The 19924-nt window shown below is 52.8% G+C and carries 13 protein-coding genes and 1 riboswitch; of the genes, 5 read left to right on the top strand and 8 right to left on the bottom strand.

Annotated features, from left to right (window positions below; genetic code table 11):
• The 8 genes from HOP44_RS11985 to HOP44_RS11950 all read right to left on the bottom strand — a co-directional run.
• A partial coding sequence (locus HOP44_RS11985) for a pre-toxin TG domain-containing protein (RefSeq protein ID WP_343059858.1) occupies nt 1-560 on the bottom strand: 560 nt, incomplete at its 3' end.
• A gap of 584 nt (nt 561-1144) precedes the next feature.
• Nucleotides 1145-1519 (bottom strand): DUF7674 family protein, encoded by a 375-nt coding sequence (locus HOP44_RS11980; protein WP_216667557.1) that lies wholly within the window; start codon nt 1517-1519, stop codon nt 1145-1147.
• Nucleotides 1520-1656: 137 nt separating this feature from the next.
• Entirely contained in the window at nt 1657-1992 is a 336-nt protein-coding gene (locus HOP44_RS11975; RefSeq protein WP_172253552.1) for a hypothetical protein, read from the bottom strand.
• A gap of 18 nt (nt 1993-2010) precedes the next feature.
• On the bottom strand, nt 2011-10002 hold the full coding sequence (locus tag HOP44_RS23150; protein ID WP_172253550.1) for a polymorphic toxin-type HINT domain-containing protein: 7992 nt from the start codon (nt 10000-10002) through the stop codon (nt 2011-2013).
• A gap of 950 nt (nt 10003-10952) precedes the next feature.
• A complete protein-coding gene (locus HOP44_RS11965; protein ID WP_172253548.1) occupies nt 10953-11675 on the bottom strand; it encodes a hypothetical protein in 723 nt (240 codons plus the stop codon).
• A gap of 249 nt (nt 11676-11924) precedes the next feature.
• Nucleotides 11925-12737 carry an undecaprenyl-diphosphate phosphatase gene (locus tag HOP44_RS11960; protein ID WP_172253546.1) on the bottom strand — a complete coding sequence of 271 codons (813 nt, stop codon included), beginning with the start codon at nt 12735-12737 and terminating at the stop codon, nt 11925-11927.
• Between the two features lie 259 nt (nt 12738-12996).
• Entirely contained in the window at nt 12997-14037 is a 1041-nt protein-coding gene (locus HOP44_RS11955) for an EAL domain-containing protein (protein WP_172253544.1), read from the bottom strand.
• Nucleotides 14038-14300: 263 nt separating this feature from the next.
• Nucleotides 14301-14717, bottom strand: coding sequence for a pyridoxamine 5'-phosphate oxidase family protein (locus HOP44_RS11950; protein WP_172253542.1), 417 nt, complete (start codon nt 14715-14717; stop codon nt 14301-14303).
• Between the two features lie 179 nt (nt 14718-14896).
• Nucleotides 14897-15010, top strand: a riboswitch (TPP riboswitch).
• A gap of 128 nt (nt 15011-15138) precedes the next feature.
• Between HOP44_RS11950 and HOP44_RS11945 the strand changes: the two genes are divergently transcribed.
• From HOP44_RS11945 to HOP44_RS11925, 5 genes are all read left to right on the top strand, one after another.
• Nucleotides 15139-16200: an ABC transporter substrate-binding protein gene (locus HOP44_RS11945; protein WP_246369755.1), complete on the top strand. Its 1062-nt coding sequence runs from the start codon at nt 15139-15141 to the stop codon at nt 16198-16200.
• 108 nt (nt 16201-16308) lie between these two features.
• A complete protein-coding gene (locus HOP44_RS11940) occupies nt 16309-16608 on the top strand; it encodes a thiamine-binding protein (RefSeq protein WP_172253540.1) in 300 nt (99 codons plus the stop codon).
• Entirely contained in the window at nt 16605-17405 is an 801-nt protein-coding gene (locus HOP44_RS11935; protein WP_172253538.1) for an ABC transporter permease, read from the top strand. Before HOP44_RS11940 ends, HOP44_RS11935 begins: the two co-directional genes overlap by 4 nt.
• A complete protein-coding gene (locus HOP44_RS11930) occupies nt 17402-18328 on the top strand; it encodes an ABC transporter ATP-binding protein (protein WP_246369753.1) in 927 nt (308 codons plus the stop codon). Before HOP44_RS11935 ends, HOP44_RS11930 begins: the two co-directional genes overlap by 4 nt.
• Before the next feature lie 84 nt (nt 18329-18412).
• Nucleotides 18413-19330: a TatD family hydrolase gene (locus HOP44_RS11925; RefSeq protein ID WP_172253536.1), complete on the top strand. Its 918-nt coding sequence runs from the start codon at nt 18413-18415 to the stop codon at nt 19328-19330.
• The last annotated feature ends 594 nt before the right edge of the window (nt 19331-19924 follow it).

The following is a 19924-nucleotide window of genomic DNA, read 5'->3' as shown; positions in this document are numbered from 1 at the left end:
TAGATCTCCTCAGCCACATGATCGAAGGTCGCGGTGACGGTCTTGTAGCCTTCTTCTCCCGTCACGTCATCCTGAGACAGGACCCGGTCGCCGACTTGGATCTCTTCGATATTCTTGTCGCCTTGGTCGGTCTTCACCTGTGTGCCAGCGGTAAAGCAGTTACAGCCGTTTGCCAATCGGGACGCTTTTCTTTCTTTGCCCAGTTTGCTGAGCAGCCAAGCCCCGCCGTCCATGCTTTCCTTCGCCACATACTTCCCGATGTGCTTGCCGAACGGAATCCAGCTGGCCGCCGTTCCTACTCCGGTCGCGACCCGATCCGTCACCGACAACTGCTGTCCGGTGATTAGATCCACGCCTGTGAACACTTCCTGAATTCCTTTGACCGTACCGACAAAGGGCAGGGCATCCAATCCGAATTCAATTCCGGTCTGCCACCACGGCGCTCCGTCTGCACTCAAGCCGAACGGATCAATGTACGACACCGGGTTGCCGTTGACGTACGCATACCGGTTCATCGTCAAGCCGTTGCCAATGCTTCCGCTCAGCACATCCCGGTTCACGAACCGCTTAATCTCCGGGTTGTAGTAGCGGGCACGCATCTGGTACAGACCGTTGGCATCAAACCCTCGTCTCTATTTATTAGTCGACATAATCATACTTACCTATAAATTGTAGTGATGCGCCCGAAATATGCTACCTGCATCTCGCTTTCCAATTGTGAAGTTTTACGTTTCGGTTCAGCGGTCAACAGAATGATTACCTTCTATATCGCACTTTACTTCTTCTACATTAATGATTAGAAAATAAAAAAGATGACGCTGAAAATACTCAGCGCCACCAGTCTATCGAGAAAGTACTATTCACTTTAAAAGCATAGCGACTGACGAAGAAATTATTTCCAGTCGCATGTTGAAATCGGAAGAACCGATTAACATTTAGCGGAGTTTTCCACATTTTAAAGGCGAACGCTTGCGCTCTTATAGTGAATTTCTGCTTCCGCTTATTCGCTTCGCTTTAAATTAGACTTTCTCAAAATTTTAATCACCTTTTTTTCCTTTTTTTATTTGACATTTCTAAAATCCAGAAGTAGAACATCGTAGAATTTTCAAGAATGAAACTTGGCATGTTTAAAGCTCTGATACCATTATACTCTCCCTAATGATCTATCTGCTTCAATTTGAAGCTGTACCGTTTTAGCTCCCATATGTTTCTTTGCAATTGTTAGAACAGATTTATCATTGCCCAGTTTTTCTAAAACTGTAGACGAAAACACGTTCCGTAAGTGAATATATTCATTATTAGATATTTCCTCAAAATATTCAAAAATACGTTCTAGCAAATCGATATTTTGCCCCTCACTTAATAGCTCAATTATTTCAGGCATGAAGATGTCCTCAATTATTACAGTTTCTAGTACTCCACCGTAATCTAAGATTGATTTTCTATATGCTTCATTAAGGGAGGGAAAGAACTCTAAAAGTTTTTTTAAAAATCTTTCCGATTCTGCATTCACTATCATCAACTCCTTATAACTCGAAGTTTTATTGATTAAATATTCAAAAGAACCTTGGGGGACAGATAGTCCATCAAGGTTCTCTTTACGGTCAATCAACAAATAATTAAAAATATTTCGACTTTAAAACAAAAATCTCTATATCAGTTCTTATCAAACTGATGAAATTCTCTGAAAAACTCATCAGTTAGCCTAAAAAATAATTCAAATGCTTCCTCGTTACTTTTAGTTGAAGCCGCAATATATTCATACCATCCATGTTCTTCTTCAAAATTAATACCTAGATTATTTTTGATCCACCCCTTAACCCATCTATGAAATTCTTCACTAAAATGAGTATCAACTACTGCTACTGTTTTTGATACAAATCCATGACAGTAGAATCCTGTAATGAAGTATTTAATATAGTCTAGTCGCTTATCTTGAACAAACATCCCCGGTCTTTTCCTGATTGCACTGATTAGTTCTTCAATGTTCATCCCCATTAGCTCCTCAGATTAAAAATTATAACTTTTAGAAAGATCAAAATACTGTTTGAAAAAAGGATCGGTTAAAGCTAGGTCCCCAGCCCATTCTTTATAGGGGACTCCTTTTGGATTTAAATTTTCATAGATCACATCTCCAATTCTGATTGCAGAATGCTCTCCATTATCTGTAACACTGCGTCCTAATTTCTCAGAGTAAATCTGACCTGTACTGCTTATAATATTTATTCTTTGACCTGATATTCCATTTTTCTTAAGGTTTGATTCAAAAGAATCAGCAAAATCCTTACACTTTCCCCATTTTTTGCACACACCGGGAATATCGTTTATGATCCTTGCAATCTTATCAATATCACAATTCTCATCATTCGTATTATGCACCCAGATCCCCAGGTCACTCACAAAATACGTATGGAACTCGTCCACCGTCATGTTATACACGCGGGTGTTACGCTGCTCCTGCTCGATCAGCTCAATCGCAAGCTTCGTTCCGTCCGCTTGCTCCAGCTCGTCTCCGACCTTCAGGTCTTTGACGTACGTCCAGCCTTTTCCTTCCACCCAGAACGGATGGTTATACGTCGATTCGATCTCCTGACCGCCGACATGGATCGTGTAGATCTCCTCAGCCACATGATCGAAGGTCGCGGTGACGGTCTTGTAGCCTTCTTCTCCCGTCACGTCATCCTGAGACAGGACCCGGTCGCCGACTTGGATCTCTTCGATATTCTTGTCGCCTTGGTCGGTCTTCACCTGTGTGCCAGCGGTAAAGCAGTTACAGCCATTTACCAATCGGGACGCTTTACTTTCTTTGCCCAGTTTGCTGAGCAGCCAAGCCCCGCCGTCCATGCTTTCCTTCGCTACATACTTCCCGATGTGCTTGCCGAACGGAATTAAGCTCGCTGCCGTCCCTACTCCGGTCGCGACCCGATCCGTCACCGACAACTGCTGTCCGGTGATTAGATCCACGCCCGTGAACACTTCCTGAATTCCTTTGACCGTGCCGACAAAGGGCAGGGCATCCAAGCCGAAGTCGATTCCGGTCTGCCACCACGGCGCTCCGTCCGCACTCAAGCCGAACGGATCGATGTACGACACCGGGTTGCCGTTGACGTACGCATACCGGTTCATCGTCAGTCCATTGCCAATGCTGCCGCTCAGCACATCCCGGTTCACGAACCGCTTGATCTCCGGATTATAATAACGGGCACGCATCTGGTATAGACCGTTGGTATCTGTCTGCACCCCGTCGCGTCCATTGTACTGGAACGGCTGATTCGCTGCCCCTTCGTGGCTCAGACGTTCGCCGTACGTGTCATACGTATACGTATCCGTCACTTGACCCTGCTCGCCGGTCAGTGCAAGCGTGCTGCCGCGCATGTCGTAATGATACGTCCGGTAGCTGCCGGCCGCATCTTCCCGGCCGATCAGGCCCAGACCGTAGACGTAGCGGGCTTGCGGCGTACCGGCCGCGTCGGTCTCCATCAGCACTTGGGACAAGACGGCGTGCGGGTTGATGATCTGCTTCGTGGTCACGCCGTTTACCGTGATCGAGTTGCGGTTGTTCTCATTGTCGTAGCCGTAGCTGACGCCGCCGGCTTCGATCAGGCGATTGCGGGCATCATACCGGTAAGCCTGAGTCGTTCCGCCGAGCGGACCGCTAAGCATGTTGCCTTCCGCATCGTACGTGACAGCTTCGCCATTGACGGTCGCCAGGCGGTTATCTGTCGTGTACGTCATCTGCAGATCGCCATACAATCCGTAGACGTCCTGGGTGACGGTCGTCTCGTTGGATCCGGCGGCGTTTTGATTCTCCGCTGTCAGGTTTGAAAGTCCAACAGGCGGCAAGGTATCCGTCATGTCGGCCGATGTGCCGTATACATCCTGTTGAACCGTGCTGCTGCCCAAAACCGTCAGATCTCCCGAGTTCGGAGACAGACCCGGGCCGTTTTCATCATACACGACATCATTCCGCGTATTCTCGAACTCGCCGCTGTTCTCCTGGATCAGATTGCCCACGGCATCGTATGCGTATGTGGTCTCGATCCGTATACTGCCGTCCGTATTCAGCTCGGCTGCGCTTGTCAGTTGACCGGCTGCATCGTACAGAAGCGTTTCTCTCGTCCCGTTCGGACGATTCGTGGAGATCAGACGTCCGTTGGCATCGTAGTCGTAGGTTGTGGTCCGACCTTTCCAATCGGTGACCGTAGACAAACTGCCGACCGCATTATACGTATATTGAACTTTTTTGCCGTCCGGATATGTCAGCGTCGTCAGTTGCCCAGCCGCATCGTACGTATAGCCGATCGTGTTTCCGTCGCCATCCGTATACGTCTCCACGCGATCCAAGGCATCAAAGGTACGCTTCAAGACTTTGCCGTCGCTTCCGGTGACGGACAGGATATTGCCGTTGGCATCGTATTGATACGACACGCCTCCAGCCTCGTCCGTGAACTGGCTGACGTTGCCTGCGGCATCGTACGAATAGGTCGTATTCCGGCCGTTTTTATCCGTATCCTGACTGAGCAGGCCGACGTTGTTATACGTGTAGGTCCGGCTTCCGCCTGCGGCATCTGTCTCGTTGGTCAGGCGTCCCAGCAGATCGTACTCATACTTCGCCGGGTTGCCGTTGGCATCCGCCATCTGTGTGACCTGACCCAAGGCATCCGCTGCCTGCGAGGTCCGGCCTTGCAGCGCATCGGTCACGCCCGTCAGCAGGCTGCGTTTGTCGTAGCCGTAACTTGTCGTACGGCCAAGCGGATCGACCGATTGGGTCAGCTGATTCAACTGGTTATACGTGCTGGTATACGTCTGGCCCAGCGCATCCGTCATTTTGACCGGGTTGCCTGCCGCATCGTATTCCACCGTGTACACTTTGTTGTTCAGCGCATCATAAGCTTCGGTCGGACGGCCAAGGGCATCGTAAGCATAGCGGATGCTCGCTCCCTCGGCGTTGGTTTCGCTCAACAGATTGCCAGTTTCGTCGTAAGTGAACGTCGTCTGGCGATTGAGCGCATCGGTCACGCCGATCATGCGGCCTTCGGCGTCATATTGAATCGCGGTTTTGCCTCCCAAAGCATCAGTCACGCTCGTCAGTTGGGCATTGTTATCGTACGAGTAACGGGTGACGTTGCCCATCGCGTCCGTTACGCTCGTCAGATTGTTCTGGTCGTCGTAAGCATAGCGGGTCTGATGACCCAATGCATTGATAACGGCCGTCAACTGCTCCCCGTCGTTGTAGACGATCTCGGACGTATGTCCGTCGCCGTCGGTCTGGCTGACCATCCGTCCGGCGGCGTCATAACCGATCGTATCGATCTCGCCGGTCGATTGGGTCACCCGGATCAGACGGTTATCCTCATAGCCGTACTGCGTTTTTCCGCCTTGAGGATCGGTCGCCGACAGAAGCTGGCCTTTGTCGTTGTAGGCGTAAGTGACGGTATTCCCTTCGGTATCGGTCGTACTCAGTAGACGTCCCTTAGCATCGTACGTGTTCGTGACGCGGCTTCCGTCCGGTCCGGTCGCGGTCAGCAGATCGCCGCGGGCGTCATAAGTCATGGTGATCGACTGCCCCGACGGATCGGTCGCTTTGGTCACATTGCCTTGGGCATCGTGCTCGAACGTGGTCGTCTGGCCCAGCGCGTTCGTGATGCCGGTCCGGTTTCCTTTTTCGTCATACGTGTACGTCGTCTTTCCGGCCAGCGCATCCTGGACTTCGACCAATTGGTGATTGGCGTCATGGATACGTTTCTGTACATGGCCGTTGCGGTCGGTAATCGTCGTCGTGAACAGACCTTCGGCTTCACCGTAGGCAAAGGAAGTGGAGTTGCCCGCCAAACCGTCGGTTTGCTTCAGCACTCTGCCGTCGGCGTCATAAGTGTTGGCGAAGCGTTCTTTTCCGGCCAACGCACCTGTGACGATCCGGTCGTCCTCGTTATACGTGTATTCCGTTTTTTGCCCGGCAGGGTCTGTGAGCGTGATCAAGCGTCCGGCAGCATCATACGCGAAGCTTGCCGTACGATCCGCCTGATCGCTGACGGAAGTCACCAGACCCGCAGCGTTATACGCAAACCGCAGTTTCGTGCCGGTTGCCGGTTCGGTCACGGAAGACAACTTGCCGTCCGTGCCGTATTGCAGGGTCAGCTCGACTCCGCCTGCAGTATTCATCGATTGTAGGACGCCTTCAGCCGTAAAGTGATATGTTGTTCCTTCGTAACGGTTCAACGTATAGCTGCCGTCGGCATTCTTTTTCAGTTGGTCGTCGCGAGCCGCTTTGTCGGTCGACGTATACGTGCCGTCCGCATTGCGATTGAACGTATTGTAACGGAATGCGCTCCAGTGAACGCGAACAGCATTCTCTTCTTCAAGCTCCTTCAGGCCGATCTCATAGTTATGGCTCCAGCCTTTGCCCAGGTCCCCGTCGCCTTGCAGCAGGGAATAATATTGGGCTTGGAAAGGAATATTCACGCTGCCGTGTGCAACCAGCATCGTATTGGTAATGATCTGTGCACCGGTCGATGTATCGATCGGATCGGCGTAGAACGTCTGTTCATCATAATCGGACGGGCTGAGCGAAGCTACCGGCGTACCCGAAGCCGGCGGTATGGTCGGTTCGGTCGTCTCTTCCCAACGGAACAAACCGTAAGGACTGTAGACTTCTACCATTTTGCCGCTGGTGTTGTGGATCGTGGCGGTGTTGCCGCCGCCGATCGACAGCGGGCCGTTACCAATCTGCTCCGCCTGCTGCTCAATCCGGTATGTGAAGCTGCCACTCACCTTCAGCGTACGGCTCTTATCGGTTACATTGAACGATTTCAGCCATTTATCTTTGGGCAGGCTGTAGATCGACAGCGCATCTCGATCGTGACTGGCAAAAGAGAAATTGTCTTTGTTGGCATTAACGATTGTGTTCGCAGCCTGGCGTCCAGTCAAAATCGCGTATCCGCCGGCCGGAACAACTGCGGACGCTCCTGTGCTCAGGCGCTCGTAGTTGGCAGTTGTCTGCCCGGCAGCGTCATAGACGGCGACATCATATTTCCCGTCAATGCTCAGACGCGCCGCACTGCCGGAAGTGTTGACGGCTTTCATGCTCTCGCCGCTTGCCAGCGATTTGAGCAGCAGGTCGTCACCCTGCGTGACACGGATAGCTTCCGTTGGAGCCAGCACCGTGATTGGTGCTGCGTCCACATTCCCGATTACCAGACGCTCGGAAGATTGGAACCCTTGATTCATGAGTGTGCGATCACTGGAGCCTATCAACTTACCCGATACATCGTATCTTTGATACGAATGAAGACCACTGATCTTGAGCGCAAAATATCCGGGTGACATATTGCGCAGCGAGTAGGTCTCGCCGACTTCAAGGACCTTGGCCGTCACAGCCTTGACCTTCACTGCATCGGCTGTGAACGCATCATAGGAGCCGGAAATCGTAACCGATTGATTGGATGCTCCAGTGAAAACGATACGGTCCCCTTTATAGATCATCCGGGTCGAATCTTCATTCACGTTATACTCTTTGACTTTGCCCTCATTATCGAACAGAGCATAATCGTATACGCCTTCCGCCTGTAAATACATGTTCGAACGGCCGTTTTGAATATAAGCCGCCGTCTCACCCGGACTCAATACTTTCTTAAAGGTTACCGGAGTGGCGCGAGCCGTTATTCTGAACGATTCGTAAGGACCATATACCACATATGGCTGTGTATCGCTGTTCTGTACGGCCATTTTTCCGCCTACCGGAATACTTTGGTCCGATGTAAAATCTCTCGAGTACTGCTTGAAGCTGCCGTCTGCTTCAAACTCGGCCATATCGTACTTCCCACCCATACGAAGTACGGAAGCAACAGCTTCCAGATTGGTCGCTTCGATCGTATCTCCGACCTGCAGCGTACGCTTGACCAACGCCGGATTAACTCTCGCCGTAATACGGAAAGCATCGAAAGAGCCTTCGATGATCGCAGGCGAAGCTGAAACACCCGTGATCGCTATCTTTTCATCGGCCTGCTGAACCTTTGTAGACAGGTTGGCATCCAATCCCATTTGGTCAACCAGACCGTTCGCCAAGCGACCTACATAGTCGAAGTTTCCTCCGACTGAATACAAGTTATAAGCTTTGGGTTGCGTATTTACGATGTCAACGCTCTGGCCCTGATTCAGCGTTTGACGGAACGTGACCGGATTGGCTCTCGCTGCGACGTTGAACACATCGTACGCTCCATAAGCTATCGCAATCTCATTGCTTCGATTCATCACGGCAAGACGCTCTGTCGAATCAATCGTCTGTTTGGTCGCTGCACTGAAGTCCCGACCATACTGTGCCAGTTCTTGACCTGTGAACCGGGCATAATCGTACACCGCGGTCAGTCGTACATCGCCCGAACCGCTGCCGGTATAGGTTATTTCCGCGCTTTGACGAGGAGCCAATGCATGTTTGAACAGAGCCGGATGACTGCGTGTTTTCATTTGGAATACGTCGTACGGCCCTTCAACGATTAAGGGTTCGGCAGCCGTATTCGTGATCGCCATTCGATTCTGCAGAGGAATCAACTGCGTCGACGAAGTGGTGTCACGCTGGATCTCCACCGGTTTATTGTCATTGTACTGCGCCAAATCATACTTGCCCGCAGGAGAAATAGAAAACGACTTGGTCGCCGTATTCGTGAAATCGAAACTTTGATTCGGGCTCAAAACCTGTCGGAACGTTACGGGATTCAGGCGATTCTCTGCCGTATACAGCTCATAAGCCCCGTAAACCTCTATCGGCGATTCATCCGTATTCATGACCGCTACTTTTTGCGCTGCTGCAACGCCGTAATAACCGGTCGTCGACTTTTTAATGTAGCTGTCCGGGTTTCCCAATGAGTCGTAATCCATCAGATCATGACGACCCGTGAAATAAATAGACTCCGCAGTCGCCGCTCTGCTGGTAAACTCCGTACTCTGATTAATCGCAAGCTGCTTGATCAGCAGTGCCGGATTTGGACTCGCCTGCACCGTTGTCACGTCATAAGGAGTCAGCAGCACAAACTGCGACGCCCCGGCATTCGTGATCGTGGTACGCTCGCCGCTGTACATGATCAGCGAACTTTGCGCGCGATCGTGATCTAGGGAACGCAGCGAACTGTCTGTTTTGTAACTCGCTTGATCGTAAATTCCGTCCGTATACATGCTGAAGCTGGCTGGACTCGTGTTGAATAATTTACTGCTCTGACCCGGATTCAAATAACCTTTGTAAAGGGCCGGTTCCGAGCGATTAGTCACATCAAAGGCATCTATAGGTCCTGACACCGTCATGGCACTCGTACCGCTGTTGGTCACGATAAACTTTTCATCTTTGGTTACCGAATGGCTGTTGGCTTTGACCAAATTATCGAAGTTGTCGACCTGATTATCCGCCTGCTTGTAAAGGACATAATGGTGCGCGTTATCCGCCGCAATACTGAACGAATATCGCGAAGTATTGACTGCTTTGAGCGTTTGTCCCGGTTCGAGCACACGTTTGAATGTGATCGGCTGGGCGCGGTTAGAGAAGCGGAATGCTTGATACGGTGCGTAAATCGCGTCCGTAGTGTCTCCCACATTCGTAAAAGCTACACGTTCGCTGGCATTCGGACGGAAACTGGTATTCAGTGCAGATGCATCATATTTCGTGATTCCCGTTGTGTCGTAAAAAGCATAGTCATAACGGCTGTTTGTTTTGATCGTTGCATATCCGGCTGTTAAATTGCTTGCTTCTAAGGATGCGCCCGGCGTCAAATTGTGATGATACAAGGCCGGATTGGCGGAGTCGGAGTATTGAGCCAGTTCTTTTGGAACTTTGATTGTAATTGAAGTCGCGTTATTCGGATTCGTGAAAACGGCTAGATGACCCGCAGGTACATAATACGTAGACAAGCTACTGTAATTATCATAGGCATCGACTTCGCCCAGCGTATTATATTCGGCATATTCATAGGATCCGCTCATTAACAACTTGATTGAATCATTCGATACATTTTTCACTTTGAAGCTGGCTCCGGGAGCAAGCGTTTTGGTGATCGTGGGTGGTTCTATTTGGGTAGTTGTATCGAAAGCATGTTTAGCACCGGACACCGTCATAGGTGCAGACGAAACGTTAGTCATGATAAAGCGTTGACCCGGTTTGATTATTTTGCTCGTCAACTTACTTGAGCCAGAAGAAGCAAGTGCTCCGTCCTCATCATATATTGAAAAGTCGTAAGTACCCTCACCGTCCATATATACAGAGTAACTTTTATCGGATCTATTGGTCGCTTGTAGAGATCCGTTGTTTGGAACTATATGTCGAAAATCAACAGGATCTAAACGGTAGTTGAACGAGAAAAATCTTGCCGGGCCAATTACATCAAAAGACTTATTGTCTCGATTCGTAATATAGATTCCAGACTGAGTGTTTATTGTTTCTAGCTCTGTCAAAGAATTTCGCGTAAAACTAGTAGAAACAAAATTCCCGTCCTTTAATCTTATATTAGCGTTCCTTCCACCTACACGAATGCTTTGACTATAATTTGGGCTGGCATTTGCAGTCCTCATACTTTGACTAGGTTCTAAATTTATTCTAGCCAGAGCAGTCCTACCGCCCATTGCCCATAAATCGATCAATTTACCTTGTGTCGTGTCAATCGTCATCTCCGAATTAGAATGATTGGTTATATCCATGCTTGAATTTTTAGGAATAATAAACGTCTTTCTCCCTGAGCTTTCATCATAACTAAGCACATCTTCCTCAGCTGTATAACGAGCATATTCATAGCTAGACCCATTTAAAACAACGCTAACCGATGTTGTATAGGTGTGATTCACCATTACACTTTGTCCAGGAGCAAGCGTATGGGAAGTGACGCCAGCAGACTCTGCATAAGGTCCTTTAACCATAAAAAAAGCAAGAAAGAGAACAAGTATTAGCGCAAATGACTTAATAGAACTTTTCGATTTCATTGTCCGCCCTCCTGTACAACTTTCTCAAACGTACGATCCGCAAATCCGGCTTTTGCCTGACCGTTTGCCTTAAACAAAATGATCTGCAGATGAACCCGGGCTGTTACGGCATCGGAAGGCGCTGTCAGTTTCACGTTATAACTCTGCCAATCCGTATCCTGCTTCACATTTATGACGTTATCGTATTTGACCAGCTTCTGTTGGTTGTCATAATAATTCACAACAACCTGAACGACTGCATCTTTCATCTGCTCGGACTTCACCCGGCCTTGATAGGTATACACGGATCCACCCTGCACAGGCATGTCCCGATAAACATTAGCTCCACCCTTACGGGTCGCGCCGTTTAAAGTGATAAATTGCGCTTCCTTCGCCGCATCTCCATAAGTGCTATCCACTACGGAAATCGAAGTCGCCAAGTCCTCGTCCTCAACAAAGGGCGCCTTCTCATAAAGAGGTTTCATGCCATTGGTTATGTAAGGGGTCCAACCTTCTACGATACTGCTGCTTTGTACATTTGAGACTGTGGTCGATGTGGCACTAAGCAGATTACCACCCTGGTCATAAACATATTTTGTTGACTTCCCTTCTTTTCCCACCGAAGTCACACGATCAAGACCGTCATATTGATAATCGGCTGCATAAATCGTTGAACCTATTATAGTCAGCATGGAAAAAGCCAATACCGCTGCCGTAGACCTTTTTATTCTAAATCTCATATGCCGTTTCCGCCCCTTTGATTCTTTTTAAATATCCAGTGTTAGATTATCGATTTCCATTTAGTTATACAATAGTTTTTTTGTCACTTTTAACCATGATTAAATGCCTATTTTAACTTTACCTAATTAAAGAAATTATTAAAAAATTATTCGCAATTTGTCGAATTGAACAAATCCCCCAATCCAGCACACTCGCGACAAACCCAAAAAGCGCGCTCCTCCATCCGGAGAAGCGCGCTTTTTCCCATTTCACAAGAAGATCAACAACAAAATCCCGACCACAAAACAGTAATACGAGAAATACTTCAGATTGCCTTTGGCCATGATGCCCATAAACCATTTCATCGCGAAGTAGGTCACGATCAGGGCCGCGAAGAACGCCAGCACATAAGGCAGCAGCATGCCGGGAGCATCCGACGCTTCCACAATGTCCGGCAGGCCCAGGACAATCGCGCCCAGACTGATCGGGATATAGAGCATAAACGAGAAGCGCAGCGCCGTATCCTGCTTCATTCCCGTCGCGATCGACGCGATAACGGTCGAACCGGAGCGGCTGACGCCCGGGATCAGAGCCACCGCCTGCGCCAGACCGACCAGCAGGGCATCCCGGAATTTCAGATCCCCGTCCTGCTTGCGCCCGCGCATATTGCGGATCAGCCACAGCGCAAGACCCGTGAACAGCAGGGCAATCGCAACCGTCTTGACGGAGGAGAACGTGGCTTCGATCCAGTCCTTGAACAGCAGGCCGATGACGACTGCCGGGATTGTTCCGATCACGACATACAAGGCGAACATAAAATCCGATTTGTATGCCGCGTCCCGGGTCCGCATATACGTCCAGCTTCCCCTAATCAGTCTTCCGATGTCATGCCGGTAAATAAACATAATGGCGAGCAGCGAGGCCGTATTCGTCAAAATCTCAAAAGTCAGGCCCGCTTGGTCCACGCCGAGCAGACGCTGCGCGACGATCAGATGGCCGCTGGACGAGACGGGGATCGGTTCGGTCGCGCCCTGTACGATGCCCAGAATCAGGTACTTGAGCCACAGCCAGGTTTCTTCCATTTCTCTCCCACTTTCTTCTGTGTATATTCGTGCGGGTAAGGCAAGCCGGCAGCCCGGCCCCATGCACATCTTCCCAATTTACCACGAAGGCTCTGCCGACGTGAAATTTGCGAAGCGTGCAGATCGGAATCCGCGCTTCTGATTTCTTGTTTAAGCCCACGGCAAAAAGCAGATCCGCGAAGAAGCGAATCTGCCTCAAACCGAATATAGGAAAGCCCAAAACCGAAGATTCTTCCAATACCCTTCCATCCGGCGAAGATTAACCGATCGCGATCGGCTCGGCGGACGGACGGCCGAACAAATACCCCTGCGCAAGCGAGATTCCCCGGCTGCGGCAGAACTCGTATTCTTCGCGCCGTTCGACGCCTTCCGCCAGAACCACTCCGCCAAAGCCCGAAGAGATCGCCACGATCTCTTCGATCCGGCGCTGTTTGTCGTCCGATTCGTCGCAGCGGTCGATCAGCCCCCGGTCGATTTTGACGAAATCCGGCTTCAGGTTGGCCAGGACTTCCGGCGTCGAATACCCCGACCCCACATCGTCCAGCGCCACCGATACGCCGTGCGACCGATAGACGTTGAAGATCCGCTGCAGATGCGGCATATCGCTGATCCGCTCCGTCTCCACCACTTCGAACACGAAATCCTGCGGGTCCAGTTCGTACCGCTGAATGGCGGCGAACGTATGCTTCAGGCAGTAATCGGGATTGTAGATCGAAGACGGCAGGAAGTTGATAAACCGTTTTACGCCTCTTGGCAGGACTTCCGCGCTTCGGCGAATCGCTGCGATCCGCGCCGCCCGGTCGAGGAACGAATGCATGCCGGTACGCCGGGCGACGTCGAACAGTTCGAACGGGTTGAACGGTTCTTCGCCGGGAGCGGCGCGCAGCAGAAATTCATACGCGACAACCGATTCCCGGTCATTGACGATCGGCTGCATAAAGCTCGTAAATCTTTCCTGCGTGATGATACTGACCATATCCATATTCTGAAAACGTGCGGCAAGCTGGGAGAAAGGCAGCCAAGGAAGCATCATCGGAGAATCTTTTTCCCCGCAAATCTTCACCTCCAGCGGATCGGTCCACTCAACGGGCAGGCTGTTCAGCCATTCCGCCATCTCCAGAAACTGCTCTTTGCTCGTATATGAAAAAAAGAGAACGCCGCTCTCATAGCCGTTTCGCCCCGTTTTCCAATTGCGATCTTCCACAAGCCGATTTAGCATATCCGTCACGGGACGCAAATAAACGGTTCCCCAATCTTCGATGGGTCTTACCGGCTGACAGCTGCTGCATCTATGCTCCATATTGAAGGCCCCCCCTAAACTTGTAATGGTGACTGCTCCACTCCGACAAAAAAACCGGTCCATTCAACCTAGGCAGCAAGCTGAATAATCTTCTTCTATTACCCAGCTTCCCTCTACTAGAATCGGGTTCTTTCGGCTTGTATTTTAGTATTTTCTTTACTTTCAAAATGAATCTATCCTATTTTTATACAAAAAAGCCCCAAACCGGCAGTTTGGCGCCGGTTTGGGGCTTGAAGAAACGAAGGCAAGCAGCAGAGGAATACTTAACCTTCCCATACCTCGACTTCATGTTTGCTTTTGGCATATTCGGCACGCGAAGGCGTGATTTTGATGATAACATAGTTCGGATCGTCCGGTCCTTCGAGCCACTGCTCGAACGTGTCGTGCCACAGCTTTTTGCGCAGTTCTTCGTCACGCGTGATCTCGGCTGTGCCTTCGACCTGGACTTCGTCCTGCGTACCGCCTTGTTCAAAACCGAGCAGAAGCGCTACATTCGGGTTCTGTTCCAGTTCTTCGACCTTGTGGGTCTTGGCGCTTGTCACCAGATAGATCGTCATTCCTTCATTAAATACGGTCATGTAACGCACTTTCGGACGGCCGCCTTCGACCGTGGCGAAAGACCCGAAACGGTTGCGTTCCAAAGTTTCCGTGATTTTCTGTTCCAGCTGTTGTTGGTCCATGGTTGTAAAGCCTCCTAAGGTAGATGAAATAAGTGCGAGGAATATAGCGCATCGCGCGTCTCTCTATTAGTAAGTACCCGAATAGACGAAAGTGAACCGGAAGTCCGTCGATCCTCCGCCTTCGCTGGACAGTCTTTCTTTTAAGAGCTATAATGACTCCGATAGCAGCCCGAAAATTTCATACCCCCGGGGGGTGCCGGAAGCAAGGCCGGCTGAGAGTGTGTCCCAAGCAGACACTGACCCTTAGACCTGATCTGGGTAATGCCAGCGTAGGAACGTTTAAGCGGATTTGACCTGCCGAGGTTTTCGGACAGGCCCGCAGTTGATATCGACGTGACGCGTCCCGGATCCCGGGACGCTTTTTTGTTGTTCCGGCGGGTATGAAGCAGCGGACAAACCACTTGAAGGAGACAGAGAAACGATGGGCACACACAAGGGGATCGGAAAAAGAATGAAGTGGACGGCTCCGCTGGCGGCACTGCTGCTGGCGCTGACCGCCTGCTCGGGCGGTTCCGGCGGTACGGCGCCGGCCGCAACCGGCAATTCGAACGAAGCGGCCGGCGAAACGCAGAAGCTGCGCGAGGTGAGCGTGGTGCTGGACTGGACGCCGAACACCAACCACACCGGCCTATATGCCGCGGTGGATCAAGGTTTTTACGAACAAGAAGGCTTGAACGTCACGATCCTGCAGCCGGGCGCCGGCGGAGCGGACCAGATGGTGGCTTCGGGCGAAGTGCCGTTTGGCGTCAGCTATCAGGAGAGCATTACGCAGGCACGCGTGCAGGGCGTTCCGCTCGTCTCGCTTGCCGCGGTCATCCAGCATAATACATCCGGCTTCGCCGCTCCGGCCGACCGGAAGATCAAGACGCCCAAAGACTTCGAAGGCAAACGCTACGGCGGTTGGGGCTCTCCGGTCGAAGAAGCGGTCATGAAATCGATTATGGATCAGGAAGGCGCCGACGTATCCAAAGTGGAAAATATCAATATGGGCGACGCCGATTTCTTCACCGCGGTCAAACGCGATATCGACTTCGCCTGGATCTTCTACGCCTGGACAGGCATCGAAGCGGAACTTCGGGGCGAGCCGATCGATATGCTGTACGTCAAAGACTACTCCGACAGCCTCGACTATTACACGCCGGTGATCGCCACGAACGAGAAACAGATCGCGGACGATCCGGAACTGGTCAAATCTTTTATGAAAGCGACCAGCGAAGGTTACGAATACGCGATCGATCATCCGGCGGAAGCGGCGGAGATTCTGGTCAAGGCCGTTCCCGATCTCGATCCGAAGCTTGTCAAAGCCAGCCAGGAATGGCTCAGCCCGAAATATCAAGACGACGCGGACCAGTGGGGCATGCAGAAACCCGAGGTCTGGAAGAACTACGGCGAGTGGATGGGTTCGCAGAAGCTGCTTGAAGGCGAGTTCGACTACACCAAAGCGTTTACCAACGACTATCTGCCTGCGGCCGACGCCAAGTAACCAAGTAAAGCCCGCGCTGCCCGTATCCGCGATTTCATGTTACCGCGGCCGCTTTTTCCGCACGGATCGCGCGGCCCTATTTCGTTTTACAGAGAGGAAGCTTAGAACATGGCAACGACTTTGCTCAGTATTCAGGTTATTCCCAAAACGCCCAACGGCGAAGATTCCATTCCTTACGTAGACAAAGCGATCGAAGTCATCCAGCGCTCCGGCGTCAAATACGAAGTCCATGCGCTGGAAACGACCCTCGAAGGCGAACTGCCGGAACTGCTCGAGATCGTGCGGCAGATGCATGACGCGCTGACCGAAGCCGGTGCGCCAAGCGTGATCTCCCAGATCAAGATCGCACATTATCCGACTCCGGACGGCATCAGCATGGAACGCCTGACCGCCAAATACCGTCCATGAACCTGCGCTCGACGTTGGCTCAATGGTTTCGCTCCGCGTGGCCGCCCTTCGTGGCGGTCCTCTTGTTTTTGGCGCTGTGGGAATCGGCGGTCCGCTTCTTCGCGATCGAAGCCTGGATTCTGCCGTCTCCGTCGATCATTGCCGGTGAAGCGGCGCGCAGCGCGGACTCGCTCCGGATGCATACCCTGTCCACACTCAGGCTTACGCTGATCGGATTCGCGATCGGCTCGGCGTTCGGTCTGCTGGTCGCCTGCCTGCTGCATCTCGTTCCGCTGCTCCGTTCGGCGCTCTATCCGCTGCTGATCCTGAGCCAGAATGTGCCGACGATCGCGCTTGCGCCGCTGCTCATGATCTGGTTCGGGTTCGGCCTGCTGCCGAAGATCATCGTCATTACGCTGGTCTGCTTCTTCCCCGTTGCCGTCTCGACGATGGACGGATTCGCGCAGACCGACCGGACCATGCTGAATTATATGCGCATGATCGGAGCGAAACGGGGACAGATTTTCCGTAAACTGGAATTCCCCCACGCCCTGCCTTCCCTGTTCTCGGGACTGCGCATCGCGGCGACGTACAGCGTCATGGGCGCCGTTATCGCGGAATGGATCGGGGCCCAGAAAGGCATCGGCTACTATATGATCCTGCAAAAATCGGCGTTCCGCACCGACCGCATCTTCGCGGCGATCGTCATTATCGTCGCGCTCAGCCTGCTGCTGTTCCTGCTGGTCACGCTGATCGAACGGCTGGTCGTGCGCGGCGGACGGCGAAGCGGAAACGCGGAAGGAGGCGAAACGACATGAGTGAACGGGAAAAAGAAAGCGGACGGACGGCGGCGGAAGACCGCCTGGTCGGCGGATCGCCCGAAAGCGCGGCAAGCGGCGGTACGGCAGCCGGCCTAGCGGCAGATTCCGTAAGAACCGGCGCAGCGGACACGCCGGTCAAGCTGGCGCTGTCCGGCGTGCACAAGTCTTTCGGCAGCAAACGCCGACCGCTGCCGGTCATCGGCGGCGTCTCGCTCGAGGTACGCGAAGGCGAGTTCGTCAGCCTGGTCGGACCGTCGGGTTCGGGCAAAAGCACGCTGTTTCACCTCATCGGCGGACTGCTGCGCCCGGACGCCGGCGAGATCGCGCTGGATGGCCGCAGCATCGCCGGCGAACGCGGCCATATCGCTTATATGCCGCAGCAGCCCGCTCTGTTCCCGTGGCGTACGATCGAAGACAACGTGGCCTTGGACCGCGAAGTGAACGGAACGCCGCGCCGGGAGACGCTCGAAGAAGCGCGGCGCTGGATGGCGCGTGCCGGTCTGTCCGGCTTCGAGCAGGCGTACCCGCATACGCTGTCCGGCGGTATGCAGCAGCGCGCGGCGTTCGTTCGTGCGCTGCTCAGCCCGCACGAGCTGATGTGTCTCGACGAGCCGTTCAGCGCGCTCGATGCTTTTACCCGCAGCGAGATGCAGGCCTGGCTGCTCGATATCTGGGAAGAGACGCGGCGCTCCGTCCTGTTCGTCACCCACCATATCGAGGAAGCGCTGCTGCTGTCGGACACGATCTACGTGCTGTCCGGCCGCCCTTCCGCCGTCCTGCGGCGGATCGAAGTCCCTTTCCCGCGCCCGCGCCGCGAAGAAATCGCGGAGTCGCCGGAATTCTTGGCCCTGCGCCGCGAACTGACCGGGCTGATGAAGGAAGAACAGCGTAAAATCCGGAGCGGGACTTTCGAAAGCTGAAGAAGCTGAAGGCCCGCAGCCCATAGCTGCCGGCTCAATAAAAGTGATCATTATGACCACATTTCAAAAGGAGGTTCATCCGCCATGACTGTCAAACTGGCCGACACGCATATTCATCTCGAGCAGTATGAGCCGGAACAAGCGGCCCGGATGCTGCGCGAATTTCAAGAGGAGGGCGGCGAGTTTGTCGTCGCCGTCTCGATGAACCTGGAATCCGCCCGCCGGACCGAACGGCTGGCGATGCAGGCCCCGGGCCTCGTGCGCCCGGCCTACGGCTTCCATCCCGAGCAGCCTCTTCCGACTCCCGAGGAAGAAGAAGCGCTGTTCGCCTGGATGGAAGCGCGGACGGCCGCCGCAGGGCGCGAGGCGGCAGAACCGCAGGGCGGTGCCGCTGCGCCGCCGGCCCCTTTGAGCCGTGCGGAGGAGCCGGCGGCATCCCCGCTTGGCTCAAGCCCCGCTGCCGCGTCCCGCATGGCGGCGGTCGGCGAAGTCGGCCTGCCATACTACAGTCGGCTGGAAGCGGCCGAGCGCGGCGAGGCGCTGGACGAAGCCGGCTATGTCCGCCTGCTCGAGCGATTCGTTATTTTTGCCGCCCGGCACGATCTGCCGATTGTGCTGCATGCCGTCTACGAAGATGCCGATACCGTCTGCGATCTGCTTGAGCGCCACGGGATCGGGCGGGCCCATTTCCATTGGTTCAAAGGCTCGCCCGCCACGGTCGATCGCATGATAACCAACGGATATTTCGTCTCCTTCACGCCGGATCTTCTCTACGAAGAAGAAATCCGCGAGCTTGCGTGCCGCTATCCGGACCCGCTTGTCATGAGCGAGACCGACGGACCCTGGCCGTTCGAAGGACCTTTCGCCGGACGCGGCACCCATCCTTCCATGACTGCCGATGTCTGCCGCGAATGGGCACGGCTGCGGGGAATCGACGAATCCGCCGCCCGCACCCTCCTGCTCGACAACGCCAGGCTTTTCTATTCTCCTTCCCGGGATTGAGCAGCCGGATCGCCGGCTTTTGTTCGATCCTAATCCCCTGGCCCACTCTGATTGGTTCAACAATTCAACAGCTTTTGCGCACCCGGCCTGTCGATTCGATGGCGCGGCGAACGACAGGGAACGACAGGTTGGGTCCCTGTCGGCCGCGGCGATTCGGTACGGCTATGGCGGAAGCCGTGCTTCAATCGCTTCAATCGCTTCAATCGTCCATATTCCAACGAATCGTCCTATCGCTATTTGCGGCTTCGCGGCCCGTTTGGAATGCTAACGAATCCTCGTATCGCTATTCACCCGATTTGAGCGAAAATACCCGCTTTACGATCGATTAGCGATATGACGATTCGTTAGGTTTGAAAAAAGCACCCATCTGTCCGTTTAACGCTCCCTGGATTCGCTAGCCGATCTTCGGTTTCCCAGATAGGCTGCCTATGCAAAAAAAGAGCCAAACAGCCGTTCAACCGGCTGTCTGGCTCTTTCCCAACTCCTCTCACACTTTCCGGAGCCGTCATCGCGCTTTTCTCGAACTCTTTCCGAACTCTTCCCAAATTCTCCCCAAGCTCTGCCCGCAAGCTTTCACGGCTTGCTCCCGATTTC

This window comes from Saccharibacillus deserti (genome assembly GCF_013618475.1).
Classification (GTDB): domain Bacteria; phylum Bacillota; class Bacilli; order Paenibacillales; family Paenibacillaceae; genus Saccharibacillus; species Saccharibacillus deserti.
Note: the sequence above shows the minus strand (reverse complement) of the source record. Positions and strands in the feature narration are given on the sequence as shown.